This is a genomic window from Actinoplanes oblitus (genome assembly GCF_030252345.1).
Taxonomy (GTDB): Bacteria; Actinomycetota; Actinomycetes; order Mycobacteriales; family Micromonosporaceae; genus Actinoplanes; species Actinoplanes oblitus.
The window spans coordinates 9,179,071-9,205,443 of record NZ_CP126980.1 but is presented as its reverse complement, the minus strand read 5'-3'; the positions used below and the strand labels follow the sequence as shown (position 1 = coordinate 9,205,443).

25 protein-coding genes are annotated in these 26,373 nt (G+C 72.0%); 18 read left to right on the top strand and 7 right to left on the bottom strand.

Annotation, left to right across the window (positions count from 1 at the left end; genetic code table 11):
• The first annotated feature begins 4 nt into the window (after positions 1–4).
• The 6 genes from Actob_RS41005 (at position 5) to hemB (ending at position 6,659) form a co-directional block, all read left to right on the top strand.
• Positions 5–646 (top strand): HAD family hydrolase, encoded by a 642-nt coding sequence (locus Actob_RS41005; RefSeq protein WP_284917346.1) that lies wholly within the window; start codon positions 5–7, stop codon positions 644–646.
• Between the two features lie 286 nt (positions 647–932).
• On the top strand, positions 933–1,673 hold the full coding sequence (locus Actob_RS41000) for a redox-sensing transcriptional repressor Rex (protein WP_284917345.1): 741 nt from the start codon (positions 933–935) through the stop codon (positions 1,671–1,673).
• Positions 1,670–2,983: a glutamyl-tRNA reductase gene (locus Actob_RS40995; protein ID WP_284917344.1), complete on the top strand. Its 1,314-nt coding sequence runs from the start codon at positions 1,670–1,672 to the stop codon at positions 2,981–2,983. Before Actob_RS41000 ends, Actob_RS40995 begins: the two co-directional genes overlap by 4 nt.
• Positions 2,984–3,068: 85 nt before the next feature.
• Positions 3,069–4,031, top strand: a complete 963-nt coding sequence (gene hemC, locus Actob_RS40990) for a hydroxymethylbilane synthase (protein WP_284917343.1) — start codon at positions 3,069–3,071, stop codon at positions 4,029–4,031.
• The gene (locus Actob_RS40985; protein WP_284917342.1) at positions 4,028–5,614 is read left to right on the top strand and encodes a bifunctional uroporphyrinogen-III C-methyltransferase/uroporphyrinogen-III synthase; all 1,587 of its coding nucleotides are present in this window, start codon (positions 4,028–4,030) and stop codon (positions 5,612–5,614) included. The genes hemC and Actob_RS40985 overlap by 4 nt, the downstream gene beginning before the upstream one ends.
• 55 nt (positions 5,615–5,669) lie before the next feature.
• Positions 5,670–6,659: a porphobilinogen synthase gene (gene hemB / locus Actob_RS40980; RefSeq protein ID WP_284917341.1), complete on the top strand. Its 990-nt coding sequence runs from the start codon at positions 5,670–5,672 to the stop codon at positions 6,657–6,659.
• A gap of 9 nt (positions 6,660–6,668) precedes the next feature.
• Here the strand turns inward: hemB and Actob_RS40975 are convergent, their stop codons facing one another.
• Both Actob_RS40975 and Actob_RS40970 read right to left on the bottom strand, forming a co-directional pair.
• Positions 6,669–7,685 (bottom strand): GNAT family N-acetyltransferase, encoded by a 1,017-nt coding sequence (locus tag Actob_RS40975; protein ID WP_284917340.1) that lies wholly within the window; start codon positions 7,683–7,685, stop codon positions 6,669–6,671.
• Between the two features lie 87 nt (positions 7,686–7,772).
• Positions 7,773–9,011 carry a murein transglycosylase gene (locus Actob_RS40970; RefSeq protein WP_284917339.1) on the bottom strand — a complete coding sequence of 413 codons (1,239 nt, stop codon included), beginning with the start codon at positions 9,009–9,011 and terminating at the stop codon, positions 7,773–7,775.
• A gap of 79 nt (positions 9,012–9,090) precedes the next feature.
• Here Actob_RS40970 and Actob_RS40965 point away from each other — a divergent pair, with 79 nt between their 5' ends.
• From Actob_RS40965 to Actob_RS40955, 3 genes are all read left to right on the top strand, one after another.
• A complete protein-coding gene (locus tag Actob_RS40965) occupies positions 9,091–9,306 on the top strand; it encodes an FmdB family zinc ribbon protein (RefSeq protein WP_284917338.1) in 216 nt (71 codons plus the stop codon).
• 460 nt (positions 9,307–9,766) lie between these two features.
• The gene (locus tag Actob_RS40960) at positions 9,767–12,352 is read left to right on the top strand and encodes an ATP-binding protein (protein ID WP_284917337.1); all 2,586 of its coding nucleotides are present in this window, start codon (positions 9,767–9,769) and stop codon (positions 12,350–12,352) included.
• Between the two features lie 75 nt (positions 12,353–12,427).
• Positions 12,428–13,444, top strand: a complete 1,017-nt coding sequence (locus tag Actob_RS40955; protein ID WP_284917336.1) for a potassium channel family protein — start codon at positions 12,428–12,430, stop codon at positions 13,442–13,444.
• A 1,113-nt stretch (positions 13,445–14,557) separates the two neighbouring features.
• Here Actob_RS40955 and Actob_RS40950 read toward each other — a convergent pair.
• Together Actob_RS40950 and Actob_RS40945 are read right to left on the bottom strand one after the other, a co-directional pair.
• Entirely contained in the window at positions 14,558–15,574 is a 1,017-nt protein-coding gene (locus Actob_RS40950; RefSeq protein WP_284917335.1) for a 2-oxoacid:ferredoxin oxidoreductase subunit beta, read from the bottom strand.
• Complete coding sequence (locus Actob_RS40945; RefSeq protein ID WP_284922501.1) at positions 15,567–17,345, bottom strand: 2-oxoacid:acceptor oxidoreductase subunit alpha; 1,779 nt, start codon at positions 17,343–17,345, stop codon at positions 15,567–15,569. The genes Actob_RS40950 and Actob_RS40945 overlap by 8 nt, the downstream gene beginning before the upstream one ends.
• 251 nt (positions 17,346–17,596) lie before the next feature.
• On the opposite strand from Actob_RS40945, the gene ndhC reads away from it, so the two are divergent.
• The 5 genes from ndhC (at position 17,597) to Actob_RS40920 (ending at position 20,190) form a co-directional block, all read left to right on the top strand.
• Positions 17,597–17,974 carry an NADH-quinone oxidoreductase subunit A gene (gene ndhC / locus Actob_RS40940; protein ID WP_284917334.1) on the top strand — a complete coding sequence of 126 codons (378 nt, stop codon included), beginning with the start codon at positions 17,597–17,599 and terminating at the stop codon, positions 17,972–17,974.
• 180 nt (positions 17,975–18,154) lie between these two features.
• Entirely contained in the window at positions 18,155–18,631 is a 477-nt protein-coding gene (locus Actob_RS40935; RefSeq protein WP_284917333.1) for a DivIVA domain-containing protein, read from the top strand.
• Positions 18,628–19,101 (top strand): SRPBCC family protein, encoded by a 474-nt coding sequence (locus Actob_RS40930; protein WP_284917332.1) that lies wholly within the window; start codon positions 18,628–18,630, stop codon positions 19,099–19,101. Before Actob_RS40935 ends, Actob_RS40930 begins: the two co-directional genes overlap by 4 nt.
• Positions 19,098–19,676: a DNA-3-methyladenine glycosylase I gene (locus tag Actob_RS40925; protein ID WP_284917331.1), complete on the top strand. Its 579-nt coding sequence runs from the start codon at positions 19,098–19,100 to the stop codon at positions 19,674–19,676. Before Actob_RS40930 ends, Actob_RS40925 begins: the two co-directional genes overlap by 4 nt.
• Positions 19,677–19,680: 4 nt before the next feature.
• On the top strand, positions 19,681–20,190 hold the full coding sequence (locus Actob_RS40920) for a hypothetical protein (protein ID WP_284917330.1): 510 nt from the start codon (positions 19,681–19,683) through the stop codon (positions 20,188–20,190).
• 76 nt (positions 20,191–20,266) lie between these two features.
• Here Actob_RS40920 and Actob_RS40915 read toward each other — a convergent pair whose 3' ends face one another.
• Complete coding sequence (locus Actob_RS40915; RefSeq protein ID WP_284917329.1) at positions 20,267–21,052, bottom strand: enoyl-CoA hydratase-related protein; 786 nt, start codon at positions 21,050–21,052, stop codon at positions 20,267–20,269.
• Positions 21,049–21,846: a PaaX family transcriptional regulator gene (locus tag Actob_RS40910; RefSeq protein WP_284917328.1), complete on the bottom strand. Its 798-nt coding sequence runs from the start codon at positions 21,844–21,846 to the stop codon at positions 21,049–21,051. Before Actob_RS40910 ends, Actob_RS40915 begins: the two co-directional genes overlap by 4 nt.
• A 272-nt stretch (positions 21,847–22,118) precedes the next feature.
• Here Actob_RS40910 and Actob_RS40905 point away from each other — a divergent pair, with 272 nt between their 5' ends.
• Together Actob_RS40905 and Actob_RS40900 are read left to right on the top strand one after the other, a co-directional pair.
• The gene (locus Actob_RS40905; RefSeq protein WP_014694782.1) at positions 22,119–22,286 is read left to right on the top strand and encodes a DUF3117 domain-containing protein; all 168 of its coding nucleotides are present in this window, start codon (positions 22,119–22,121) and stop codon (positions 22,284–22,286) included.
• A gap of 77 nt (positions 22,287–22,363) precedes the next feature.
• Complete coding sequence (locus Actob_RS40900; RefSeq protein WP_407653502.1) at positions 22,364–23,752, top strand: leucyl aminopeptidase family protein; 1,389 nt, start codon at positions 22,364–22,366, stop codon at positions 23,750–23,752.
• Here Actob_RS40900 and Actob_RS40895 read toward each other — a convergent pair.
• Entirely contained in the window at positions 23,729–24,337 is a 609-nt protein-coding gene (locus tag Actob_RS40895; protein ID WP_284917327.1) for an O-methyltransferase, read from the bottom strand. The genes Actob_RS40900 and Actob_RS40895 overlap by 24 nt on opposite strands.
• 235 nt (positions 24,338–24,572) lie before the next feature.
• Between Actob_RS40895 and Actob_RS40890 the strand changes: the two genes are divergently transcribed.
• Together Actob_RS40890 and Actob_RS40885 are read left to right on the top strand one after the other, a co-directional pair.
• On the top strand, positions 24,573–25,853 hold the full coding sequence (locus tag Actob_RS40890; protein WP_284917326.1) for a S1C family serine protease: 1,281 nt from the start codon (positions 24,573–24,575) through the stop codon (positions 25,851–25,853).
• Between the two features lie 71 nt (positions 25,854–25,924).
• Positions 25,925–26,371, top strand: a complete 447-nt coding sequence (locus Actob_RS40885; protein ID WP_284917325.1) for a Sec-independent protein translocase subunit TatB — start codon at positions 25,925–25,927, stop codon at positions 26,369–26,371.
• Positions 26,372–26,373 lie beyond the last annotated feature (2 nt).

The window sequence follows — 26,373 nt, the reverse complement described above, 5'->3', positions numbered from 1 at the left end:
CGGGGTGACAGCAAAGCACCTGGTCTGGGACTGGAACGGAACCCTTCTCGACGATCTTCACCTGGTGGTGTCGTCGACCAACGAGGCCTTCGCCACCGCCGGCGGCCGGGCCGTCGGCGCTGACGAGCACCGGCGGCTGTTCCGGCGGCCGGTCGCCGAGTTCTACGCCGAGATGCTCGGCCGGGCGGTGGACGAGGAGGAGTTCGGCCGGCTCGACCGGATCTTCCACGACGCGTACCGGCTGGGCCTGACCGACATCACCCTGGCGCACGACGCGATGACCGCGATCAAGACCTGGCCGGGTACCCAGTCGCTGCTCTCCATGTGGTTCCACAGCGAGCTGGTGCCGGCCGTGGAGACGTACGGGCTGGCCGGGGTGTTCACCCGGATCGACGGGTTGCGTACCGAGGTGGGCGGGGACCTGAAGGCCGCGCATCTGGCTCGGCACTTGGACGGTCTCGGGGTGGCCGGCGGCGACGCGGTGCTGATCGGCGACTCGCTGGACGACGCGGCCGCCGCCGACTCGGTGGGCGCCGCCTCGGTGTTGTACACCGGCGGGTTCACCCACCCGGCACGGCTGCGTGAATCGGGCCGTCCGGTCGCCGATTCGCTCGTCGAAGCGGTAAAGATGGCCATGTCGCTCTGAGCCGGGTGGTGTTTCCGGCCCCCGCCTCGCACTCGGCTGGGTCCCGAAACACCGCCTGGGTGGTCCTGACGGGGGTCGGCAAGTAATACTCGACAGGTCGGCTCGGCTAGCACAGCCGGGTCGATCTTGTCCAATTGTCCCGGCAAGATCGCGATTTGTGCACGCCTTCACAAGCGCCTACTCTGTGGCTTCGACGAGCCCCGCTACCACAGTCGCCCCACGAGGGTCTCACCGGTATCGCACAGAACGGGCTCACCGCAGGTTCGCCTCGTCGGCACGGAGTCAGATGAGTCAGCAGCGTCACGGAAGCACGCCCGGCGATGCCGGTGGCGTCCCGGCCTTCCCGGACCTCCCGGAGGCGACGATCGCGCGGCTGCCCGAATACCTGCGCGCCCTTCACCATCTGGCCGAGGCCGGCGCGGAAACGGTATCCAGCGAGGGTCTGGCCGCCGCAGCCGGGGTCAACTCCGCGAAACTCCGGAAAGATCTCTCACATCTCGGGTCGTACGGAACCCGCGGCGTCGGGTACGACGTCGCCCTGCTCGTCGACCAGATCGAGTACATCCTCGGGCTGGACGAGAACCGCGCGGTCTGCCTGGTCGGCGTGGGCAACCTGGGCCACGCCCTGGCCGGGTACGCCGGTTTCGCCAGCCGGGGCTTCCGGGTCGTCGCGCTCTTCGACGCCGACCGCAAGAAGGTCGGCGAGGTGATCAACGGGCTGACCGTGCGGCACATCGGCGAGCTGGAGCGGGTCGCCGCCGAGGAGTCCATCGCGATCGGCGTGATCGCCACCCCGCCGGGCTCCGCGCAGGCGGTGGCCGACGTGCTGGTCGCCGCCGGTGTGACCAGCATCCTGAACTTCGCGCCCTGCGTGTTGGCCGTCCCGCCGAACGTCGATGTGCGCAAGGTGGATCTCGCCATCGAGTTGCAGATCCTCTCGTTCCACGAACACCGCAAGGCGTCCCTGACCGCCCTCCCCGGCGGGGGCGGCGACGCCACGGGTGACCAGGAGGCAGTCGGGTCGTGAATCTCCTCAGCATCGGTGCGTCCTACCGCACCGCCGACGTCTCCGTACTGGAGCGCCTCGTCATCCCCGAGGCCCAGGTCCCGGAGATCCTGCAGAAACTCGTCACGCAGCCGTACGTGAGCGAGGCAGTGGTGGTCTCCACCTGCAACCGCGTCGAGGTGTACGCCGCGGTCAACGGGTTCCACGGCGGCCTCGGCGACATCTGCAACGTGTTGTCCCAGCATTCCGGCATCCCGGCCAACGAGCTGGCCGGTCACCTCTACGTGCACTACGGCGAGGCGGCGGTCCAGCACTCGTTCCGGGTCTCCTCCGGGCTCGACTCGATGGTGGTCGGCGAGGCGCAGATCCTCGGCCAGCTGCGGGACGCGTACCACTCGGCCACCGAGTCCGACTCGGCCGGCCGGCTGCTGCACGAGCTGATGCAGCAGGCGCTGCGGGTCGGCAAGCGGGCGCACGCCGAGACCGGCATCGACCGGGCCGGGCAGAGTGTCGTCACGGCCGCCCTGGAGATGGCCGCCGACCACCTCGGTGGCGACCTGACCGGCCGTCCCGCGCTGGTCATCGGCGCCGGCGCGATGGGCTCGCTGTCGGTCGCCACGCTCACCCGGACCGGGGTCGGCCCGCTGCGGATCACCAACCGCAGCGCCGACCGGGCGGACCGGCTGGCCGAGGCGTACGGCGCGGTCGCCGTGCCGATCGACTCGCTGGCCACGGTTCTCACCGAGGTGGACATCGTGGTCAGCGCGACCGCGTCCACCACGCCGGTGCTGACCCGGGAGTTGCTGAGCACCGTGCTCGACTCCCGTGGCGCGGGGAACCCGCTGGTGGTGCTCGACCTCGCGGTGCCGCGGGACGTCGCCCCGGACGCCGCCGGGCTGCCCGGGCTGATCGTGATCGACATCGACGGGCTGGCCGCCGGTCGCCGGGCCGCCCCGGCCGCCGCCGAGACGGCCGCGGTCGAGCAGATCGTCACCAGTGAGGTGGACAACTTCCTCGGCTGGATGCGCGGCGCGGAGATCGCGCCGACGGTGGCCGCGCTGCGTACCCGCGCGGAGGAGGTGGTCTCCGCCGAGATGCGCAAGCTTCTGGGCCGGCGGCCGGAATTCACCGAGGAGCAACGGGCCGACGTTTCCCGTACCCTGCACCGGGTCGTCCAGCAGATCCTGCACTCGCCGACCGTGCGGGTGCGGCAGCTGGCCGCCGAGCCGGGCGGGGATCAGTACGCCGCTCTGCTCCGCGAGCTGTTCGACCTGGACGTCCCCTTGGCCACGCACGCTGACGCGGTACCGGAGATCGGAGGTAAGGCATGACCGCCTGCACCGAACTGCGCCAAGCCGGACCTGACGACGATCTTGCCGGTGAGGGCCAGAAGGGCATGCGAAAGGTGGGCACAGCATGACCGTCAAGCCGCTGCGCCTCGGTACCCGGGGCAGCAAACTCGCGCTCACCCAGTCGCGGATGGTCGCCGACGAGCTGACCGCGGCCACCGGCCGTGCCGTCGAGCTGGTCCGCATCGTCACGCCCGGTGACACCTCGTCCGCGCCGGTGGCCCAGCTCGGCGTCGGGGTGTTCGTCTCCGCGCTGCGGGACGCGCTGCTGGCCGACGAGATCGACTTCGCTGTCCACTCGTACAAGGACCTGCCCACCGGCGAGCACCCCCGGCTGCACATCGCGGCGGTGCCCCGGCGGGAGGACCCGCGGGACGTCCTGATCGCCCGGGACGGGCGCGCCCTGGCCGACCTGCCGCCCGGCTCGGTGGTCGGCACCGGCGCCGTCCGGCGGATCGCCCAGCTCCGGGCTCTCGGCCTGGAGTTGCAGGTCACGCCGATCCGAGGCAACATCGACACCCGCATGGCGCGGGTGCTCGGTCCGGAGGCCGACCTCGACGCGGTCATCCTGGCCCGGGCCGGGGTGTCCCGCATCGGCCGTGCCGACGAGATCACCGAGACGCTGGACCCGACGCTCATGCTGCCCGCCCCGGCCCAGGGTGCGCTGGCTGTCGAGTGCCGGTCCGGCGACACCGACCTGGTCGAGCTGCTGGCCACGCTCGACCACGCACCGACCCGGGCCGCCGTGCTGGCGGAACGGGCGTTGCTGGCCACGCTGGAGGCCGGGTGTGCCGCCCCGGTCGCCGCTTACGCCCGCCTCGTCCGGGGTGGGCATGCCGGCTCTGTCCTCGGGGACGGGCGCGGCGAGGAGATGATTCACCTGCGCGGTGCGGTGATCAGCCCGGATGGGGTTCGAGCCATCCGGCTGTCGCGCACCGGAACGCCCGCCGGGGCGGCGGAGATCGGCAAGGCACTTGCCGCCGATCTCCTCGACGCCGGCGCCGATACCCTGATGGGGAGCACAGAATGACCACCCGCACCGCCCGCAAGCCAGCCGGACGCATCGCGTTCATCGGCGCCGGACCCGGCGACCCGGAGCTGTTGACCCGCCGCGCCTATGCCGCGCTGACCGATGCCGACCAGGTGGTCTACGACCGCGGCGTGCCCGAGTCCCTGCTGGCCGCGGTCCGTGCGGACGCCAAGGAGGACGCCCAGTTCAGCCCCGCCGAGGGCGCCCCCGGCGACGTGGCCAAGGTGCTGCTCTCCGCCGCCAAGTCCGGCCTGGCCGCCGTCCACCTGGTGGCCGGTGACCCGTTCGGCCACGAGTCGGTGGTCAAGGAGGTGCAGGCGGTCGCGCGTACCGCCGTGCACTTCGAGGTGATCCCGGGCATCGGGCAGGCCGAGGGCGTCGCCGCGTACGCCGGTGTGCCGCTGCCCGGCGTGCGCATCGCCGCCGACGTCGACGACGTCACCACGCTGGACTTCGACGCGCTGGCCGGCGCGGCCCAGAAGGGCTCGTTCGCGGTCGCCGTGGACGCCGGTGACCTGGCCGCGGTCCGCGACGGGCTGCTCGCGGCCGGCGTCGAGCCGGGTGTCCCGGTCGGCGTGACCGGCGACGGCACCGGCGAGACGCAGTACACCACCACCTCGACGGTGGACAGCTTCGTCGCCGCCGCGCTCGGCTTCACCGGCCGGGTGGTGCTCACCGTCGGCGCCGAGGTGGCCGAGCGCGACCCGCTGAGCTGGTGGGAGAACCGCCCGCTGTACGGCTGGAAGGTGCTGGTCCCGCGCACCAAGGAGCAGGCCGGGGCGATGAGCGCGCGGCTGCGGGCGTACGGCGCCATCCCGTGCGAGGTGCCGACCATCGCGGTCGAGCCGCCGCGCACCCCGGCGCAGATGGAGCGCGCGGTCAAGGGCCTGGTCGACGGCCGGTACGCCTGGGTCGTCTTCACCTCGGTCAACGCGGTCCGCGCGGTCTGGGAGAAGTTCGCCGAGCACGGCCTGGACGCCCGCCACTTCGGTGGCGTGAAGATCGCCTGCATCGGTGAGGCCACCGCCGAGGCGGTCCGCGCGTTCGGCATCCAGCCGGAGCTGATCCCGGCCGGCGAGCAGTCCAGCGAGGGCCTGCTGGCCGAGTTCTCACCGCACGACGAGATCCTCGACCCGGTCGGCCGGGTGCTGCTGCCGCGCGCCGACATCGCCACCGAGACCCTCGCGGCCGGCCTGATCGAGCGGGGCTGGGAGGTGGACGACGTGACCGCGTACCGGACGGTGCGGGCCGCGCCGCCGCCGGCCGAGATCCGTGACGCGATCAAGTCGGGTGGCTTCGACGCGGTGCTGTTCACCTCGTCCTCGACCGTCCGGAACCTGGTCGGCATCGCCGGCAAGCCGCACGCCCGTACGGTGGTCGCGGTGATCGGCCCGAAGACCGCGGAGACCGCTGTCGAGTTCGGTCTGCGGGTGGACACCCAGCCGCAGAACGCCTCGGTACCCGACCTGGTCGAGGCGCTCGCCGAGTACGCCATGGAGCTGCGCGAGAAGCTGGCGGCGATGCCCGCCAAGCAGCGCCGCGGTTCCAAGGTGCAGGGGCCGACGGCGCTCCGCTTCCGCTGATCTTTTCGCGCGCCGGGGGATGTCCCCCGGCGCGCTTTTTCCTGAGGAGCGTTCGATGTCCTTCCCCGACATCCGCCCGCGCCGCCTGCGGCGCACCCCGGCGATCCGCCGCCTGGTCGAGGAGACCCGGCTCTCCCCGGCCGAGCTGGTCCTGCCGCTCTTCGTCAAGGAGGGGCTGACCGAGCCGCGGCCGATCAGCTCCCTGCCGGGCGTCGTCCAGCACTCCCGCGAGTCGCTGCGCAAGGTCGCCCACGAGGCGGTCAGCGCCGGCATCGGCGGGCTGATGCTGTTCGGCGTGCCGGACAACATGAGCAAGGACGAGACCGGCTCGGCCGGCCTGGACCCGGACGGCATCCTCAACGTCGGCCTGCGCGACCTCAGGGCCGAGGTCGGCGACGCCACGGTGATCATGGGCGATCTCTGCATCGACGAGTTCACCTCGCACGGGCACTGCGGGGTGCTCGCCGCGGACGGCTCGGTGGACAACGACGCGACCCTCGAGATCTACGCCGAGATGGCGGTGGCCCAGGCCGCCGCCGGTGCGCACGTGGTCGGTCCGTCCGGGATGATGGACGGCCAGGTCGGTGTGATCCGCAAGGCGCTCGACCGGGCCGGGTACCAGGACGTGGCGGTGCTCGCGTACGCCGTGAAGTACGCCGGCGCGTTCTACGGCCCGTTCCGGGAGGCCGTGGAGTCGACGCTGAAGGGTGACCGGCGGCAGTACCAGCAGGACCCGTCGAACCTGCGGGACGCGCTGCGCGAGGTCGACCTGGACGTGGCCGAGGGCGCGGACATGGTGATGGTGAAGCCGGCCCTGCCCTACCTCGACGTGATCGCCGCGGTCCGCGACCGGGTGAACGTCCCGGTCGCCGCGTACCAGGTCTCCGGCGAGTACGCGATGGTCGAGGCGGCCGCCGCGAACGGCTGGATCGACCGCGAGCGCACCATCCTGGAGACGCTGACCTCGATCAAACGAGCCGGCGCCCAGATCACCCTCACCTACTGGGCCCTGGAAGCCGCGCAGCTGCTCCGCACCCGGTATTGATCCGGGAGGCTAGCGCGGCTCCAGACGCTGGACCAGCTGGCCCACGTCCGCGATGTACTCGTACCAGTCGCGGTCGGACTGGTAGCCCAGCTCGGCGTTGACCTTCAGCATCGACTCGTTGTGCTGCGCGTTCCAGGTCTGCACCTGGCTCAGGCCGGGCTCGGCGGCGCGCAGCTCGAACAGCATGCGCGCCTTGATCGCCCGGTCGATGCCGTAACCGCGGTGCTCGCGGACCACAATCGTGTCGTACTGGTCGGCGCGTTCCGGATGCTGGGCCGGGACCACCAGCTCGGTCAGGCCGGCCACCGCCCCGGTCGCCTCGTGGATGGCCAGCACGATGTACGGCTTCAGGCCCCGCCGGTGCAGCGTCTCCAGTGACTCGCGGAGCCGCTGCGGGTCGGACGAGCGCGGCGTCAGGTCGAGATCGTCGTCGTCGGTCTGCGCCTCCGCCTTGGCCCGGGCATAGGCCTCCAGCAGCTCGGCGGGCGGGCCGCCGGGGTGGTACTCCACCCGGTACCCGCTGCTGATGCCGCTGGCCATGGTGCCGAGCGCGGCCCAGTCGACGGTGTCCAGACCGAGAACGCTGCGCGTCTCCACATACTCCCGCTCGAAGCCGAGCGCCTCGTAGAAGCCGATGGCCGGGGTGCCGCCGATCGCTTCCACGCCGATCGAGGAGAAGCCTTCGAGGTACGCCCGGCGAGCGGCCACGGCGAGCAGCTCGCGCCCCAGGCCACGGCGGCGCAGGTGCGGCTTGACCAGGATCTCGAGCACGCCGATGTCGCCCAGCAGCAGAATGCTGACCAGGGCGTAGATCTCGCTCTCCCCCTCCGCGAGGCGGTCGTCCTCGGCTACCCAGCAGATCCGGCGCTCGCCGGGCATGGTCTCCGCGAGGTACTCCCGGACCTGCACGTCCCGCCAGGGTGGATCGTCGGGGAGGTCGGCCGCCAGCACCGCGTTGACCGTCTCCACCAGCGAGCGGACCTCAGCCGGGGACGCGGAGCGGGGATCCCATTCACGCACCCTCACCCGTACATCGTGCCGTTTACCCGACCTTCAGGGAAGTGCTGACCACGCAAAAGTACGCGCGCACTCACCGAGCGTCGCGAGCATGCGTCACTGGCGGCTGGTGCGGCCGTAGTCGTTGGCGGCCTCGAAGACCTTCTGCGCGGACGGGCGGACGGCGCCGTTGTTCAGCGTGAGCACCGCGTCCCACCAGGAATCGGCCCGGGACAGGTCGCGCGGCGTGCCTTTCGGGTCCTTGCAGAGCGCGGTGGCGGTGGCCAGCGCGGCGTCGTCGATGTCGTTGATCTCCGAGGCGCCGTTGCGGTCGGCGTCCACCGCGTTCGCCTGCCAGGTGCCCGGGGTCAGTTTCATCGGGCCGACCTCGCGGTCGAAGCTGCGGTCCTGGTCGAGCGTGCCCTGATCGGTGTCCGGGACCAGGGGCCGGCCGCCCTGCCCGTTCAGCGGCAGGCCGATGATGCCCGGCCGGGCCACCCCGTCGACGCCGAGCACCGCGCCGTTCGCGCTGCCGTGCGCGGAGGCCACCTTGCCGATCGCGGCGAGCGTGGTCCAGGTCAGGTGGCAGCTCGGGGTGGTGCGACTGGTGACCAGCTCGGCGTACCCGTAAGCCTGCACCGCGACCACCGGGATGCCGACCTTGCCGCCGATCGTCTGGGCCCAGGCGGCCAGGGTGTCAGCCGGGCGGCCGCCGGCCGCGCCGGTGGCGGCGGTGGTCGGCAGCGCGCCGGGCACGGTGGTCGCGGGCAGCGTGGTCGCCGGGAGCGCGGCGGTCGGGAACGTGGCGCCCGGCAGCGTGCCGATGCCTGGATCGGTCGGGAAACCGCCGGTGGGCAGCGCGTTCGGGTCGCCCGCCGAGGGCAGCGGGGCGCCGCCGAAGGCCGGGGTGGCGCTCGGGGTGGGTGCCGCGTCGAGGGCGCGGGGGACCAGGTAGGCGCCCGCCGTGCCGGCACCGGCGATCAGCGCGACCACCACGGCGCTGGGCAGGACGACTCGGCCGCTGGGACCTTTCGACCAGGTGACGACGCCGCGACCGCCGCGCCCCAGGGCACCCGCGGAGCGGCGGAGCAGGCTGGGCTTGGCGTCCTTCGCGGGCGGCGCCGGTTCCTCGGACTTCTTGGCGGGCGTCGCCGGTTCGGCCGATTTCTCGGCGGGCGGCACGGGTTCCTCGGACTTCTTCGCGGGGGTGACCGGATCCTTGACCGCCGGCGCGCTGCCGGGGTCCGCCGGCGCGGCACCGGCCGATGCGGCCCCGGAACCGCCCAGCGGCCCGCCCTTCGGCGCCGCCGCCCGCAACTCCGGCCGCTCTGCTGGGATCTTCGGTGCCTCCGCCACGGGCTCGACCCTACCGGGCCGGGACCACCGGCGGGAGGTCGCGGACGCCGGTCCCGGCGAGGGGCCCTACGCTGGTGCGATGCCACGTTATGACTACCGCTGCCGCGCCTGCGGCGCCACCTTCGAGGTCAGCCGCCCGATGCGGGAGGCCGCCGAGCCGGCCACCTGCCCGCAGGGTCACGGCGACACGGTCAAGCTGCTGTCCACTGTCGCCGTCACCGGTCGCGGTGGCGCCGCTCCGGCCGGGCCGTCCGGTGGTGGCGGCGGTTGCTGTGGCGGGGGATGCGGCTGCTGATCGACGATCACTCGACCGAGTGATCCACACCACTCCTTACCGCAAAACCCAAGATTCCGGTCGTGCGTCGACATTGGTGGTCAACTGGCCGTCCAATCTCACCGTACGTGCTTGCCTCTGAACCGGTTGCCGATAAAATTCGCCCTGCTCAGGCCTGGTGTCCCAGGTCCTGGGATGACACGTACGGGTACACCCGAACGGCCCGGCGGTTTTGGCCGACCGCGTCGTTTCCGCGTTCGATCTCTTTCGTTACGACACGCGTAGTCCGGTATGCCGACGTCGATCCCGGGATGAGGGATGTCCTCCGTAAGGGGTCGGCCGTGGCGGGCAGACGGTTACCGTCCGTTTCTACGATGGGCGGTGACTCAGAGATACGGCAGCATGAGTCGCGACTTCCAAAGGGGGCGGAGGTTCCACCGTGTCGGGACGGATCGAGCTACCCAGTGGCCTCGTGACCTTTATGTTCACTGACATAGAGGGCTCGACACGGTTGGCCCGGATGCTCGGTGACGGCTATCGCGCTGTGCTGAACGCGCATCGCTCTCTGTTACGTGGCGCGCTGAGCGACTTCGGTGGCGTCGAACTTCTCACCGAGGGTGATTCCTTCTTCGTGGCCTTCGACAACGCCGACGCCGCGGTGGCGGCCTGTGTGGAGGCACAGCGCCGGCTGGCCGGCTATCCCTGGCCGCGCGCCGACGCCGTCCCGAAGGTCCGGATGGGATTGCACACCGGGCGCGCCACCCCGGTCGGCACCGAGTACGCCAGCGCCGAGGTGCACCGGGCCGCCCGGGTGTCCGCCGCCGCGCACGGCGGCCAGGTGCTCTGCTCGGCGGCCACCGCGCTGGCGGTGACCGCCACCTACGCCACCGCCGGGCACAGCCGGACCGCCGCCGCCGCGGCGGCCACCCTGGCCACCGTGGACCTGCAGGCGCTCGGCGCGTTCCGGCTGCGCGGCTTCGACGACGACGAGCAGCTCTACCAGGTGGTCGCGCCCGGCCTGGAACGCGAGTTCCCGCGGCCGCGCACCGCCGAGGCGCCCCGGCACAACCTGCCGGCCGAGCACACCACGTTCGTCGGGCGGCAGGCCGAGCTGGCCGAGCTGGCCGAGCTGCTCAGCGGGCACCGGCTGGTCAGCGTGGTCGGTCCGGGCGGTGCCGGCAAGACGCGGCTCAGCCTGGCGGTGGCCGAGCAGGTGCTCGCCGCGTACCCCGGTGGCGTGTGGACGATCGACGCGGCCACCGCGTCCGGTGGCTTGCCCACCGCCCTCGCCACGGCCCTCGGCCTGCGGCCGGAGCCGGGCCGGCCGATGATCGAGACCCTGGTCGAGCAGTGCGCCGAGCGCCGGATGCTGGTCATCCTGCAGACCTGCGACGCGGCGCCCGGCTTGACCGCGGCGCTGGCGCACCGGCTGCTGGCCCGCTGCCGCCGGCTGGACGTGCTGACCACCGGCCGGGCCCCGCTGGGGCTGGCCGGGGAAACCGTGTGGCGGATCCCGCCGATGGCGCCGGCCGACGCGTTCGCGCTGCTCAGCGACCGGGCCACGGCGGCCCGGGGCGGGCGGCGCGGTGACGACGACGAGCAGCTCGCCGAGCTGGCCGCCCGGCTGGAGGGCTCGCCGCTGGCCATCGAGCTGGCCGCCGCCCGGCTCCGGCTGATGCCGGCCGACCTGCTGGCCCGCCGGCTGGACGACCCGATCGGCGCGCTGGACCACGACGCGTGCGGCGACGGGCGGCACGACAGCCTGCGCAACAACCTGGACTGGTCGTACCGGACCCTGGGCAGCCGGGCCGCCGAGCTGCTGCGCCGGCTCGCGGTCTTCGCCGGGCCGGTGGACCTGGCCACCGTCGACTGGTGCGGTGAGGGTGCGCTCAGCGCGCTCTCCGAGCTGGCCGAGAAGTCGCTGATCGAGGTGGTGCCCGGGCCGCGGTACCGGATGTCCGGGCACGTCCGGTCGTACGCCCTGCGCCAGCTCACCGCCGCCGGTGACGAGGCCGCCGTGCGGGCCCGGCACCTGGCCTGGTCGCTGAACGTGCTGGAGACCGTCGCGGTGGACACCGACGGGCAGGAGCGGACCGTCTCGCTGACCGACCTCGGCCCGTACGTCGACGAGTGGCAGGCCGCGCTGCGCTGGGCGTCCGCCGACGGTGACGTCCGGGCCGGGCTGCGCCTGGCCGGCGCGCTGAACCCGTGGTGGCACGAGCATGGCGGCACCGGCGAGGGCCGTGGCCTGCTCAGCCGGCTCTGCGAACGGGTCGGCGCCGAGACCGGACCGGCCGAGCTGGCCCGGGCGTACCTGATCCAGGCCGACCTCACCGACGACCGTACGGAACGGGACGACTTCCTGCGCCGGGCCGAGCGGGCCGCGCGGGCGGCCGGTGACCCGGCCCTGCTGGTGCGGGCGCTGGGTAGCCGGCGGATCCGGCTGGACGAGCGCGGCACCGAGGACGCCGAACAGTCGTGCCGATCGGTGATCGCCCAGGCCGAGCGGGCCGGGGTGGCGGCCGAGTCGCTGCCGGCCGTGCTGGCGCTGGCCGAGCTGTGCTGGCGCCGGGGTGCGCTGACCGAGGCGTCCGAGCTGCTCGGCTCGGCCCGGCAGATGGAGGCGGCGCGCCCGGCGGACCGCGGCCGGCGGGCGGTGGACTGGATGCTCGGCATGGTCGCGCTGTGCCGCGGTGACCTGGTGGCCGCGCACGACCACCTGGTGGTGGCGTTGCGGTCCCGGCTGCGGCACGGGTTCCGGGGCGCTGCCGCGGACGCGGTGGCGGCCATCGCGGTCCGGTGCGCGCTGGGCGGGGACCCGGCCACGGCGGCCGTGCTGTTCGGCGGGGCCGAGGCGGCGCGCGGCGCCCGGCGGACCGAGTCGTTCGGCGCGTTCTGGTCGGCGCGGCAGGCCGAGGTGCGTACCGCGCTGGGTGACGCCGCGTTCGACGCCGCCTACGCCGACGGGGCCGGGCTGGGCTTCGACCGCATCGTGGCGATGGCGCTGGCCGTCGAGCACCCGGATCTGGAGGGCGACGCCGCCCGGTTCGCGCAGATAGTTCGCTGACCGGTGCCGCGCCGGGCGGGTGATGCGGATCATTGCGCCCGATGCCGTTAGGGTGTTGTCCGTGCAGGCGGCCCCATGATTCACCTCCCACTGGTCCGACAGGGACCGCTGAGAGCCCTCGCCGTCCGGCTGGTGATGGCGTTCACCCTCGTGGTCACCGCGGTGGCGATCGTCTACGCGGACCGCGACGGGTACCGCGACGTCAACGGGGACGGGCTCAGCCTGCTCGACTGCTTCTACTACGCGGTCGTCTCGCTCTCCACCACCGGGTACGGCGACATCACCCCGGCCACCCAGAGCGCCCGGCTGATCAACGTCCTGTTCATCACCCCCGCTCGGGTGCTCTTCCTGATCATCCTGGTCGGTACCACGCTGGAAGTGCTGACCGACCAGTACCGCAGGGGCCTGCGGATCGCCCGGTGGAGGCGCAAGTTGAAGGACCACGTGATCATCTGCGGTTACGGCACCAAGGGCCGGGCCGCTGTCGACGCGCTGCTGGAGACCGGTTACGACAAGTCCCGCATCGTGATCGTGGAGAACCGGGAGTCGGCCGTCCGGCAGGCCGCGGCGAACGGCTTCGCGGTGATCGAGGGCAACGCCACCCGTTCCGCGGTGCTGCTCGACGCCGACGTGAAGAACTGCAAGTCGGTGATCATCGCGACCGACCAGGACGAGGCGTCGGTGCTGATCACTCTGACCGTGCGACAGCTGACCGCCGGCCAGGTGCGGATCATCGCGGCGGTCCGCGAGCAGGAGAACGCGGCGCTGCTCAAACAGTCCGGCGCGCACCACGTGATCGTCTCGTCGTCCACGGCGGGCCGGCTGCTCGGCCTGACCACCACCGCGCCGCCGCTGATCGACGTCGTGGAGGACCTGCTCACCCCGGGCCAGGGGATGGCGCTGGCGATGCGCTCGGCGGAACGCGCCGAGGTCGGCCGCAACCCGCGCGAGCTGCCGACGCTGGTGGTGGCCTTGATCCGGCGCGGCAAGGTGCTCCCGCTCGGCGGCGAGCAGGCCGTCACCATCGAAACCGGCGACCTGCTGGTCTACATCCGCGACGAGGACAGCACGTCGACAGGGGTGTCGGTCTGAGTCGCCGGATCCGAGTCAGCAAGATCAAATTCAAGATCTCGCTGACTCGGATCCGCGCTGATCACTGATCGTCGCTCCCGCCAGGGACCCTTCCGGGCCGGGCAGGACGCTGGCGCGTCCAAAACGCCCACCCCTCCAGGGCGACGCCCGCCGCCGCCCACGACCGCCAACCCCGGCCCCTCCCACCCCGGCTGCCATGCACCGTGGTCCCCCGCCCCAGACCCCACCGTCACGACCAGCCGCTCCCACGAGTCGGGTGAGCTGCCACTCACGGTGGTGTCCCGCCCCCGGAGACCACCGTCACGGCCAGCCGCAACCGCCGTGACCGGGTGGGCTGGTGCTCACGGTGGTGTCCCGTCCCCGGAGACCACCGTCACGGTCAGCCGCAACCGCCGCGGCCGGGTGGGCTGGTGCTCACGGTGGTGTCCCGTCCCCGGAGACCACCGTGACGGCCAGCCGCAACCCACGAGTCGGGTGGGCTGGTGCTCACGGTGGTGTCCCGTCCCCGGAGACCACCGTCACGACCAGCCGCAACCGCCGCGACCGGGTGGGCTGGTGCTCACGGTGGTGTCCCGGGCCCCGAGACCACCGTGACGGCCAGCCGTGGCCGGTGGGCTGGTGCTCATGGTGGTGTCGCGGGTTCGGAGGCCACCGTCACGGCCAGCCGCGACCGGCGTGACCGGGTGGGCTGGTGCTGGCGGTGGTGTCCCGGGCCCCGAGACCACCGTGACGGCCAGCCGTGACTGGTGGGCTGGTGCTCATGGTGGTGTCGCGGGTTCGGAGGCCACCGTCACGGCCAGCCGGGGCCCACGAGTCGGGCGGGCTGGCGCGCATGGTGGTGTCGGCGGGTCGGAGAGCACCGTGAGCACCAGCCGACGGGGTTGGGGTTTGGGCGGACCACCGGAAGGGGCGGCTTGGCCCGGATGCGGCCTCGCGGTCGTGAGGTGGGGGCGGCCTGGCGCCGAGGCACGGGACGGGGCTGTGCGGGTGGGGACGGGAAGGGCGTACCGGAAAGGACGGTCCGGCACCGAAGCGGTGCCGGACCTTTCGCGCGGTCGGGGGACCCCGGGACTGCCGGAGGCGCCGGATCAGACGTCTCGGGGAGCGTGGGGTTTACATGATGGTCCAGGTGTCGCCGCTGTTGAGGAGGTCGGTGAGCATCTCCTCGGGGGTGCCGGTGGTCGTGGCGTCCAGGAGCTGTTTGCGGACGATCTCGTCGTAGGACGGCCGCTTGACGTCGCGGAAGACGCCGATCGGGGTGGTGTGCAGGTCGGAGCCGGAGAGGCGGCTCAGGGCGAACGCGTAGGCCGGGTCGTCGACCGTCGCGTCGTGGACGATGGCCTGGCCGCCCTGCTGGACCTGGAGGCCGAAGCTGCCCTCCGGGTGTACGACGGAATACTGGCCGTCGGCGCCGAAGGTGATCGGCTGGCCCTGCTCCAGGCGGATCAGGTGCTCGTCGCGGGTGTCGGCGTCCTTGATCAGGTCGAAGGCGCCGTCGTTGAAGATGTTGCAGTTCTGGTAGATCTCGACGAACGCGGAGCCCTCGTGGGCCGCGGCGGCCCGCAGCACCGACTGCAGGTGCTTGCGGTCCGAGTCGATGGTGCGAGCCACGAACGTCGCCTCGGCGCCCAGCGCGAGCGAGAGCGGGTTGAACGGCGAGTCCGCCGAGCCGGCCGGCGTCGACTTGGTGATTTTGCCGAGCTCGGAGGTGGGCGAGTACTGCCCCTTGGTCAGGCCGTAGATCCGGTTGTTGAACAGCAGGATCTTCAGGTTGACGTTGCGGCGCAGCGCGTGGATGAGGTGGTTGCCGCCGATCGAGAGCGCGTCGCCGTCGCCGGTCACCACCCAGACGCTGAGGTCGGGGCGGGACGCGGACAGGCCGGTGGCGATCGCCGGCGCGCGTCCGTGGATCGAGTGCATCCCGTAGGTGTTCATGTAGTACGGGAATCGCGACGAGCAGCCGATCCCGGAGACGAAGACGATGTTCTCCCGGGGGATGCCCAGCTCCGGCATGAAGCCCTGCACCGCGGCCAGGATGGCGTAGTCACCGCAGCCGGGGCACCAGCGGACTTCCTGATCGGACTTGAAGTCCTTGGCGGTCAGCTTCAACGGGATCGTCGGGCTAGCCATTCTTGACCACGTCCTCCAGCATGCTCTCCAGCGTGGCCGCGGTGAACGGCAGGCCGCTGACCTGGTTGAACGGCACCGCGTCGACAAGGTATCTGGCCCGGATCACGTGGGCGAGCTGGCCGAGGTTCATCTCCGGGATCACCACCCTGTCATAGGATTTCAGGACCTCGCCCAGGTTGTCGGGGAGGGGCGACAGGTGCCTCAGGTGCGCCTGCGCGATGGTCAGGCCGCGCTGCCGCAGCGCCCGGCAGGCCGCGCCGATCGGGCCGTAGGTCGAGCCCCAGCCCAGCACCAGCACCCGGGCGTTCTCCTCGGGATCCTCGACGTCGACGTCCGGGACCTGGATCGCCTCGATCCGCGCGGCCCGGGTACGCACCATGAACTCGTGATTGGCGGGATCGTAGGAGATGTCGCCGGTCTTGTCCGCCTTTTCCAGGCCGCCGATGCGGTGCTCCAGGCCGGGCGTGCCGGGGACCGCCCACGGCCGGGCGAGCGTCTGCGGATCTCGCAGGTACGGCAGGAACTTCCCGTCCGGGGAGTTGGGCGCCGTGGTGAACTCCACCGACAGGTCCGGCAACTCGTCCACCGACGGCAGCAGCCACGGCTCGGACCCGTTCGCCACGTAGTTGTCGGAGAGCAGGATGACGGGCGTCCGGTAGGTCAGAGCGATCCGCGCCGCCTCCAACGCGGCGTGGAAGCAGTCCGACGGGGACTGGGGCGCGATCACGGCCAGGGGTGCCTCACCGTGCCGGCCGTACAGAGCCATGTTGAGGTCGGCCTGCTCGGTCTTGGTCGGCATGCCGGTGGACGGCCCGGCCCGCTGCACGTCGACGATGACCAGCGGCAGCTCCAGCGCGATCGCGAGGGAGATGGTCTCGCCCTTGAGCGCCACGCCCGGCCCGGAGGTGGTGGTGACGCCGAGCGCGCCGCCGTAGGACGCCCCGAGCGCCGCACCGACCGCCGCGATCTCGTCCTCGGCCTGCATGGTGGTGACGCCGAACCGCTTGTGCTTGGCGAGCTCGTGCAGGATGTCCGAGGCCGGGGTGATCGGGTACGCCCCGAGGAAGAGCGGCAGCTTGGACCGCACCGCCGCGGCGACCAGGCCGAGCGCGAGCGCCTGGTTGCCGGTGATGTTCTTGTACGTCCCCGGGCGCATCCGGGCCGGCTTGATCTCGTAGCGCACCGAGAAGGCCTCGGTGGTCTCGCCGTAGTTCCACCCCGCCTGGAAGGCCGTCTTGTTCGCCTCGACCAGCTCCGGTCGCTTGGCGAACTTGCGCTCCAGGAAGCGCAGGGTGGACTCGAATGGTCGCGAGTACATCCAGCAGAGCAGGCCGAGGGCGAACATGTTCTTGGCCCGCTCGGCGTCCTTCTTCGCGATGCCGAGGCCGGCCAGCGCGCCGACGGTCATCGAGGTCAGCGCGACCGGGTGCACCGCGTAGTCGGCGAGCGACCCGTCGTCCAGCGGGCTGGTCGCATAGCCCACCTTGGCCAGGTTGCGCTTGGTGAACTCGTCGGTGTTGATGATCAGATCGGCGCCGGCCGGCAGCTCGGACAGGTTCGCCCGCAGCGCGGCCGGGTTCATCGCGACCAGCACGTTCGGCGAGTCGCCGGGGGTCAGGATGTCGTAGTCGGCGAAATGGACCTGGAAACTCGAGACGCCCGGCAGGGTGCCGGCGGGCGCGCGGATCTCGGCGGGGAAGTTCGGCAGCGTCGAGATGTCGTTGCCGAGCTGCGCGGTCTCCGAGGTGAACCGGTCACCGGTGAGCTGCATGCCATCGCCCGAGTCACCGGCGAACCGGATGACCACCCGGTCCAGCTGTTCGACTCGTTTCGCGGGAGCGGCCACGTTTCAACCTCCAAAGAGCGCGGGCCGATCTTGTGTACGCACGTCGATGAGCCGGCCCGCACAATCGTCACTTCCACACTACTTCGCCGCCCCTTACCTGAGCCGCCGCGGACCGTTGCCCACAGTAGCCATCCGGTGCTCCCCCGAGCTAGTGGTCTTGGGTAGGCTGCACGATCGTGGACGGTTATCTCGGCTCCTACGCCACCCTCGGGCTGGTCCTGCTAGCTGGGGTTTTGCTGTTCGTGGCAGCGTTCGGCGCGAACCGTCTGCTGCGTCCGGCCCGGCCCGCCGAGCCGGTCGGCAAGCGCATCCCCTATGAGAGCGGCATCGATCCGGTCGGCGGGGACTGGGCGCAGGTCCAGATCAGGTACTACGTCTATGCGTACCTTTACGTGCTTTTCGCGGTGGAAGCCGTTTTCCTCTTCCCGTGGGCGGTGATCTTCGATCGGCCCGGCTTCGGTGGCGCCGCGATCGCCGAGATGGGTGTCTTCGTGGCCGTCCTGGCGCTCGGCATCCTCTACGCCTGGCGCAAGCGCGTGCTGACCTGGAGCTGAAGCGCCTGCCCGGAAGGCAGGCCGCGCACCGGGCCGGACCGCGGCCACCATCCGGACCACCGGCCGGCGGACCGACTGCCATGATCACCGGCTTCCGGTCCGCGTCCGGAGAGACGCACCGGGCGCTGAGGGTGGGTGGCGGACTCGCCTACGGAAAGCCGACATGTCAACATCGTGCGCATGAGTCAGCTTCTGCTCTTCATTGTCGTAGCACTGGTCGTCGGGACGATCGTCTTCGGCGTGACCGTTCTTCTGAGCGGAGGCGACTCCGGGCTCACCCCGGTCGAGCCGGACGGCAAGTCGGTGCCGCTGCCCGGGGACCGGCCGCTCGGCGAGGACGACATCGCCAGGACGAAGTTCGACACCGCCTGGCGTGGGTACCGGATGTCCCAGGTCGATCAGGCGCTGCAGCGGGCGGCGTACGACATCGGCTACAAGGGTGAACTGATCGGGGTGCTGGAGGCCGAGGTGACGGCGTTGCGCGAGGGCCGGACGGCGGACGCCGACGCGCTGCGGGCGGCCCGCGAGGCAGCCGTCGCGCCGGGCTCCGCCGAGCCCGTCGTGGCGGAGGTCCCGGCGGACGAGGTGCCGGCCGACGAGGTCGCGGCGGACCAGGTCGAGGAGAAGGCCGACGAGGAGCCGGCGGAGAGCCGATGAGCGACGACGCCGCCGAACCGGGTACCGGGGAGGTCACCGCCACGGTGATCGTGAACGCCCCGGCCGCGAAGGTCTTCGCCGCGTTCATGGACTGGGAGAAACAGTCCGAGTGGATCCCGTTCACCCGGGTCCGGGTGGTCGAGGGCGACGGTGGCGAGGGCAGCCTGGTCGAGGCGGTCACCGCGCTCGGCCCGGCGGTGCTGCGGGACGAGCTGCGCGTGGTGAAGGTGAACGCGCCGTACGAGGTCCGCGTCGTGCACTGCGGCAAGGTGCTGCGTGGCCCCGGCTCGATGCGCTGCACCGCGATGTCCGGCGACCGCACCCAGGTGGTCCTGCACGAGTGGTTCCACCTGCCACCCGGCCCGGTCGGCAAGATCGCCTGGCCGGTCCTCTGGCCGGGCTCCAAGCTCAGCTTCACCGGCGCCCTGAAGCGCTTCGGCCGCCTGGTCGAGCAGGGCCGGCTGCCGTGACCGGCGACCTGGCGATCGGCGACGACGGCAGGGCCCGCTGTTTCTGGGGCGCCGGCTCGCCGGACTACTCGGTGTACCACGACGAGGAGTGGGGCAAGCCGGTCCGCGGCGACGACGCGCTGTTCGAGCGGCTCACCCTGGAGGCGTTCCAGTCCGGGCTGTCCTGGATCACCATCCTGCGCAAGCGCCCGGCGTTCCGGGCGGCCTTCCAGGATTTCGCGATCGCCAAGGTCGCCTCGTTCGGCGAGGCCGACGCGGCCCGGCTGATGGCCGACCCGGGCATCGTGCGGAACCGGATGAAGGTCGACGCCGCGCTGCACAACGCCCGCGTCGCCGCCGAGCTGGCGCCCGGCGAGCTGACCGAGTTGCTCTGGTCCTTCGCGCCGGCACCCCGCCCCCGGCCGGCGCGACGCTCCGACATCCCGGCCGTGACACCGGAGTCCACCGCGCTGGCCAAGACGCTGAAGAAGCGCGGTTTCAAGTTCGTCGGGCCCACCACGGCGTACGCGTTGATGCAGGCCACCGGCATGGTTGACGACCACCTCATCGGCTGCTGGGTTCCCGTGATGGGATAGGGCCATGGTGCGATGGTCGGTGGTCATCCCGTCGGAGCAGTGGGCGACGGAGCGGTTGTTCCAGCAGGACGTCGTGGTGGTGAAGGGCGGCCCGGCCGGCGTGTCGCCCGGCGACGAGGCGCTGCTGATCGCCGACGACCACGTGGTGGCCCTGGGCCGGGTGGAGAAAGCCGGGGAGTACCTCGCCCTGGCCTACCTGCGCCGCGCCTTCGACGAGCCGATCCCGGCCGGTGACCTGGTCGCCGGTGGCGCGGTGGCGGAGGCGGACTTCGAGCGCTTCGCCGAGCGGCTGGGCCGGCCGCTGCCGAAACGGAGCTGGCTGGTCAGCGTGGCGCTGCCGATCGAGGCGGCCGGTCCGGCCGAGGCGGTGCGGCAGTTCTGGTCGCACGTGTCCGACCTGGGGCCGCGCGAGCTGCCGACCTATGTCTGGCCGTCCGGGGACGAGCTGGCCATGCAGGCCTTCGTCCTGGGGATCGAGGCGAACCAGGATCCCGAGGAAGAGGACGAGGACTAATCACAAGATCAACACCGATTTACGGTACGACCGGAGCGGCGTACCGTAAATCGGTGGAAAGCGGACCTCGAGTCGGTCAGCGGCCCTCGTAGACCGGCTTCCGCTTGTTGACGAAGGCGTCGACCGCGTTCTTGTGGTCGGCCGTCGCGCCGCAGATCGACTGGGCCTGCGCCTCGGCGGCGAGCGCGTCGGAGAGCGTCCCGGCGTCACCGATGGACAGCTCCCGCTTGATCGCGCCGTAGGCCACCGTCGGGCCGGCGGCCAGGCGCGCGGCCAGCTCCTGGGCGGCCGGCAGCACCTGCTCGTCGTCGTCCACCAGCCGGGAGAGCATGCCGATCTCGTAGGCCCGCTCGGCCCGCACCGGCTCGGCCAGCAGCAGCAGTTCGACCGCCCGGGCGTGCCCGACGATCCGCGGCAGCGACCAGGAGATGCCGCTGTCGCCGGCCAGGCCGACGTTGGCGAACGCCATCAGGAACTTGGTGGCCGGCCCGCCGACCCGGAAGTCGGCGAGCATGGCCAGCGACGCGCCGGCCCCGGCGGCCATCCCGCGCACCGCCGCGATCACCGGTTTGGGCATGCTGGCCAGCCGCTGGGCGATCGGGTTGTAGTGCACCCGGACGGTGTCCAGGTCGGTGCTCTTCTCCAGCAGCGTGGCGTGCTCGCGCAGGTCCTGGCCGCCGCAGAAGGCGTGCCCGGCGCCGGCCAGGACGATCGCCCGGCAGGACCGGTCCGTCTCCAGCTCCGCCAGGGTGTCCCGCAGGGCCTCCTTGAGGTCCACGGTGAAGGAGTTCATCGCCTCGGGGCGGTTCAGGGTCAGCGTGACGACCGCGTCGGTGCGGTCGACCAGGAGCACGTCTGTCATGGCGCGAATCTACCCCTGTCGTGCAGGCAGCGTTCCACGTAGCGATCGGCAGCCGGGCGCAGCCGGGCGGCATGTTTGTCGAAGAAGCCGGCGGCCCGGATGCCCGGCCAGCCGGCCGGTAGCAGTGCGGCGGGCAGCTGCGGGTCGCGGAAGAGGAACGAGCGCCAGGCGTGCACCAGACGGAACCGGGCGGCGTACGCCTCCTCGTCCGAGCTGCGCCCGGTGACCGCCTTGACCACCGGCCGCAGTTCCGCCTCGAACTCCCGGTACGACTCGCCGATCCGGTCCAGGTCCCAGGCCTTGCCGACGATCTCGGTGGCGCCCGCCGAGCCGGCCGTGTGGCTGGCGCTGAAGCGCTCGTAACCGGCGCCGGCCTCGTGCAGCGCCGCCTCCACCTCGTCCGAGGCGCGCGCGGCCACCCACACCTGATCGCTGAGCGGGCCGTAGCCGAGGAAGGCGAGCCGTTCGGCGTCCCGGCGGGCCAGCGGGGGATCCCGGACCACGATCAGGTCGAACCGGCCGTCCCAGCCGCCACGACCGGTTCGGTACACCCGGGCGGCGGCCTCGTCCAGCCGGCGCGCCGCCTTCGGGGTGAGCAGATAGCCCGGTCCGGCGGCCAGGCGCAGCGGATGCAGCCACCCCTGTCGCACCATTCGCGACACTGCCGTGCGGACCGCCGGGGCCGCGATGTCCAGCGGAGCGAGCAGCCGCACGAGGGCGGCGACGGGGGCCCGCGAACCACGGGTGCGCAGGTAGTCGCCGTACAGGTCGAAGAGTGCGGACCGCGCCTGCATGACCGCACATTGTGACAGCCCGAAAGACGATATGCTAGACGCTGTCACATCCGCCCGGGCTGGGTTTGGGTTCGCCGGTGTTCATCAGGGAAAATGTTTGATCGGCACGGTGGGCCGCTACGCGTGAAGACGTGAAACGGCCTGTACGGCCGCCGGTCGGAAACGAGCACCGCGTCACGTGGGGCTGAGCACGTGACGCGCTGCTGGCATTCCAGGAGCAAGTGGCTGTGGGGTAACCCACCAACCCTGACGTAGGTCTGAGGGGAGACAAAATGGCGGCGATGAAGCCGCGGACGGGCGATGGTCCGCTGGAGGTCACCAAAGAGGGTCGTGGCATCGTCATGCGCGTCCCGCTGGAGGGTGGTGGCCGTCTCGTCGTGGAGATGACCCCGGACGAGGCCAGCGCGCTGGGTGACGCGTTGAAGTCGATCGCCGGCTGACGTTTCACGCGAGCCCGCCGGTACGGTACCGCCCGTACCGGCGGGCTTTCCACGTCTTACCGAAAGGTCATCCTCCCGTGTTCGCAATCGGGTTGACTGAAGAGCTCGACGACGCGCAGACCTGGGTTGTTCCCGCTGGTCACGTGCCTGACGGCGAGCTCGGCGCGGAGGTCTCCGCGCTGTCCGGGCCGGCCTGTGCCGGCGAGATCACCGTGTTGCCCCGCCCGCTGCGGCGTCCGGCCCGGGTGCTGCTGGCCGGTGTCGGAGCCGGCGACGAGGCCGGCTGGCGGGCCGCCGGTGCCGGGATCGTCCGGGCGCTCGGCGACGACGAACGCGCCCAGATCCTGCTGCCCGCCGACGCGCCGGTGCGCGCTCTCGCCGAGGGCGTCTGGTTCGGCGGCTACCGCTATCGGGACGCGCCGACGCCACCGCGGTCCGGGCGGGTGGATCTGGTGGCGCCCGCTTCGCCGGAACAGGTGGCGCTGCTGCGTCAGGCGCGTGCCACCGCCACCGCCACCTGGCTGGCCCGGGACCTGACCAACACGCCGGCCTCGACGAAGAACCCGGAGTGGTTCGCCGACCAGGTCGTCGCGCTGGCGGCCGACCGGCCCGGCCTGACCGCGACCGTGCTGGCCGGCGCCGAGCTGGAGCGCTTCGGCGGCCTGCTCGCGGTCGGCGGCGGCTCGGTCTCCCCGCCCCGGTTCGTCGAGCTGAGCTGGACGCCCGCCGGGCCGGCCCGGCACGTGGTGCTGGTCGGCAAGGGGATCACCTTCGACACCGGCGGCATCTCGATCAAGCCGCGCGACGGCATGAAGCTGATGAAGAAGGACATGGGCGGGGCGGCCGCGGTCGTCGCGGCCACGCTCGCCGCCGCGGAGCTGAGCCTGCCGGTCCGCATCACCACGCTGGTCCCGCTCGCCGAGAACGCGATCAGCGGCTCCGCGTTCCGCCCCGGCGACGTGATCACCCACTACGACGGGTCCACCACGGAGAACACCAACTCCGATGCCGAGGGCCGGCTGGTGCTGGCCGACGCGCTCGGTTACGCCGCCGACCGGTTGCGGCCCGACCTGGTGCTCGATCTGGCCACCCTGACCGGGGCGAACGCAGTGGCGCTGGGCAAGCGCACGGCAGCCCTGTACACCCCGGACGACGAGCTGGCCCGGGCGCTCGCCGAGGCGGGCGCGGCGGCCGGCGAGCGGATGTGGCGGCTGCCGCTGGCCGACGACTACCTGGAGAACCTGCGCAGCGACATCGCCGACCGGATCAGCACGCCGCCCGGTCCGGGGTCGGTGATGGCCGCGCTCTTCCTGCGCGACTTCTTCGGCGACACCCCGTGGGCGCACCTGGACATGTCGGCGCCGTCCTGGGCCGAGGACCACGACCTGGAGTTGACCAAGGGCGCCACCGGCTGGGGCGCCCGGACGCTGATCCGGTACCTCTCAGCGCTTGACGGCGGTCAGTAAGCCGGCACCCGACGAGATGACGGCCGGGATCCAGTCCTCCGACTCGCGGATCGCCTTCACCGTCTCGCGGATCGTCAGGGTGTCCACGTCGCGGGCGGCCGGGTCGTTGATCCGGCCGCCGGCGTGCACCCCGTTGACGATCAGCACACCGCCCGGGCGCAGCAGCCGCAGTGCCGCGTCGGTGCAGGCGGCGAACTCGGTGGTGTCCGCGTCCACGAAGATCAGGTCGTACGCCCCGTCGGCGAGCCGGGGCAGCACGTCCAGCGCCCGCCCGCTGATGATCCGGGTCCGCGACGGGGCGAAGCCGGCCTCGACGAACACCCGCCGGGCGATCCGCTGGTGCTCGTGCTCCACGTCGATGGTGGTGAGCACCCCGTCCGGGCGCATGCCGCGCAGCAGCCAGACCCCGCTCACCCCGGTGCCGGTGCCGATCTCCACGACCGCCTTGGCGTTGCCCGCGGCGGCCAGCAGGCGCAGCACCGAGCCGGCACCGGGGGAGACGCACGGCAGGCCGAGCTCGTGCGCCAGCGAACGGGCGGTCTGCAGCACCGGGTCCTCGGTCGCGTACGTCTCCGCGAACGGCATGGCGTGGCCCGGTGTCTGACCGAAGGAGCGGGCGGGACCGATGATGACGAACCTCCGTGGCGAAAAGGTGATGTCGCGGTGTAACCACGCACATCGGAATAGAGAGTAGAGCGATGACCACCGGTGATGCACGGTGCCGTCGATGGATCAACTACCCAGTCGGGACGGCCCGGCCACGGCTGGACGGCCGGAGCGGGCGGATCCGTGTCATCCTGGATGCGGTGCCGGGCGAGCGATGACTGGAGGCCCCGACGTGACCGACGGCTGGAACTGGCGCCGGCCACCCACGGCGTCCGCGCCCGGCGGGCACCAGCCGCCGCCACCCGGGTCGCCCTGGTGGACCGACGCGCTCCACGATCCCTGGCGCGATCCGCAGGCCCCGTCCGCCGTGGTGCTGCCGCCGCCCCCGCCGTCCGGTGGACCGGCCCTCGATCCGGTGGCCGATCCGGACGCGCCTCGCCGGTCGTACACCCCGGTGCTGCTGATCTGCCTGCTCACGGCCCTGCTGGCGGGCGGCATCGGCGGCACGCTCGGATTCGTCTTCGCGGTCCGCGGCGGCTATGTGGCAGGCCCCGGCACCCAGCTGGGCGGCACCGGCCAGCCGGCCCCGCAGCAGGTGAACCGGGACCCCGACTCGTTCGCCGGGGTGGCCAAGAACGTGCAGCCCAGCGTCGTCACGGTGCACGTGACCGGCGCCATCGGCTCCGGCTTCATCGTCTCCGCCGACGGTTACGTGATCACCAACGACCACGTGGTGGACGGCGCCGGCGAGTCCATGTCGGTCTCCTTCAGCGACGGCTCGACGGCCCCGGCGAAACTGGTCGGCCGCGACCAGGAGTCGGACATCGCCGTGATCAAAATCGCAAAGTCCGGGCTGCCGGCGATCGAGTTCGGCGACTCGGACGCGATCGCGGTGGGCGACCCGGTGCTCGCCTTCGGCTCGCCGCTGGCCCTGGAGAACACCGTCACGTACGGCATCGTCAGCGCCCTGGACCGGACCATCGAGGCCGGCGAGTCCGGCGGCCCGACGCGCTACTACGCGGCGATCCAGACCGACGCCGCGGTCAACCAGGGCAACTCCGGCGGCCCGCTGGTGAACGCGGGCGGCCAGGTGATCGGGGTCAACTCGGTGATCCGCTCGGTGGGCGGCACCGAGACCGAGGCCGGCAACATCGGGCTCGCCTTCGCCATCCCGATCAACCAGGCCAAGCGGATCGCCCAGGACATCATCGACTCCGGCAAGGCGCGGCGGACGGTGATCGGCGCGACGGCGGCCGGTGGCAGCGGCACCGCTGGGGCCAAACTGCGCTCGGTGGAGCCGGCCGGCCCGGCCGCGGCGGCCGGTCTGAAAGCCGGTGACGTGCTCACCAAACTCGACGGGCACCCGTTGCAGGACGGCACCGATCTGGTCGCCCTGGTGCGCAAACACGCCCCCGGAGCGGTGGTCGCGGTGGAGTACCGCCGCGGCACCAAGACCGCCTCCGCCTCGGTCACCCTGGCAGCCGACACGAACTGACCGCCGGGTGGGGTGTCCGGCCACAGGTCTCGTGCGTACGCTTGCTCCCGGACGCCTTGGGAGGGCCACTCGTGTTCGAGAATCTGAACTGGTGGGAGATCGGCGCGCTGCTCATGCTCGCGCTGCTGATCTTCGGGGAGCGCCTGCCCAAGGTCATCGGTGACGGGCTGCGGATGCTGCGCGGGCTGCGCGCCATGGCGCAGAACGCGACTTCCGACCTGAGCAAGGAGCTCGGCACCGACATCCAGCTCGAGGACCTGCATCCGAAGGCGTTCATCCGCAAGCACCTGCTCAGCGAGGAGGACGAGCAGGCGTTGCGCCAGCCGCTGCAGAGCCTCTTCGACGACGTGAAGCAGGATCTGAACGGGGTCAAGACCGACCTCGACGGCGTCAAGTCGCACCTGAGCGAGACCGCGTCCGACCTGCGGACCGCCTCCTCGCCGGCGAAAAGCACCGCGCCGGCCGAGGTGCCTCAGGCTCCCCGACCGGCGCAGCGTTTCGACCTCGACGCCACGTAGGC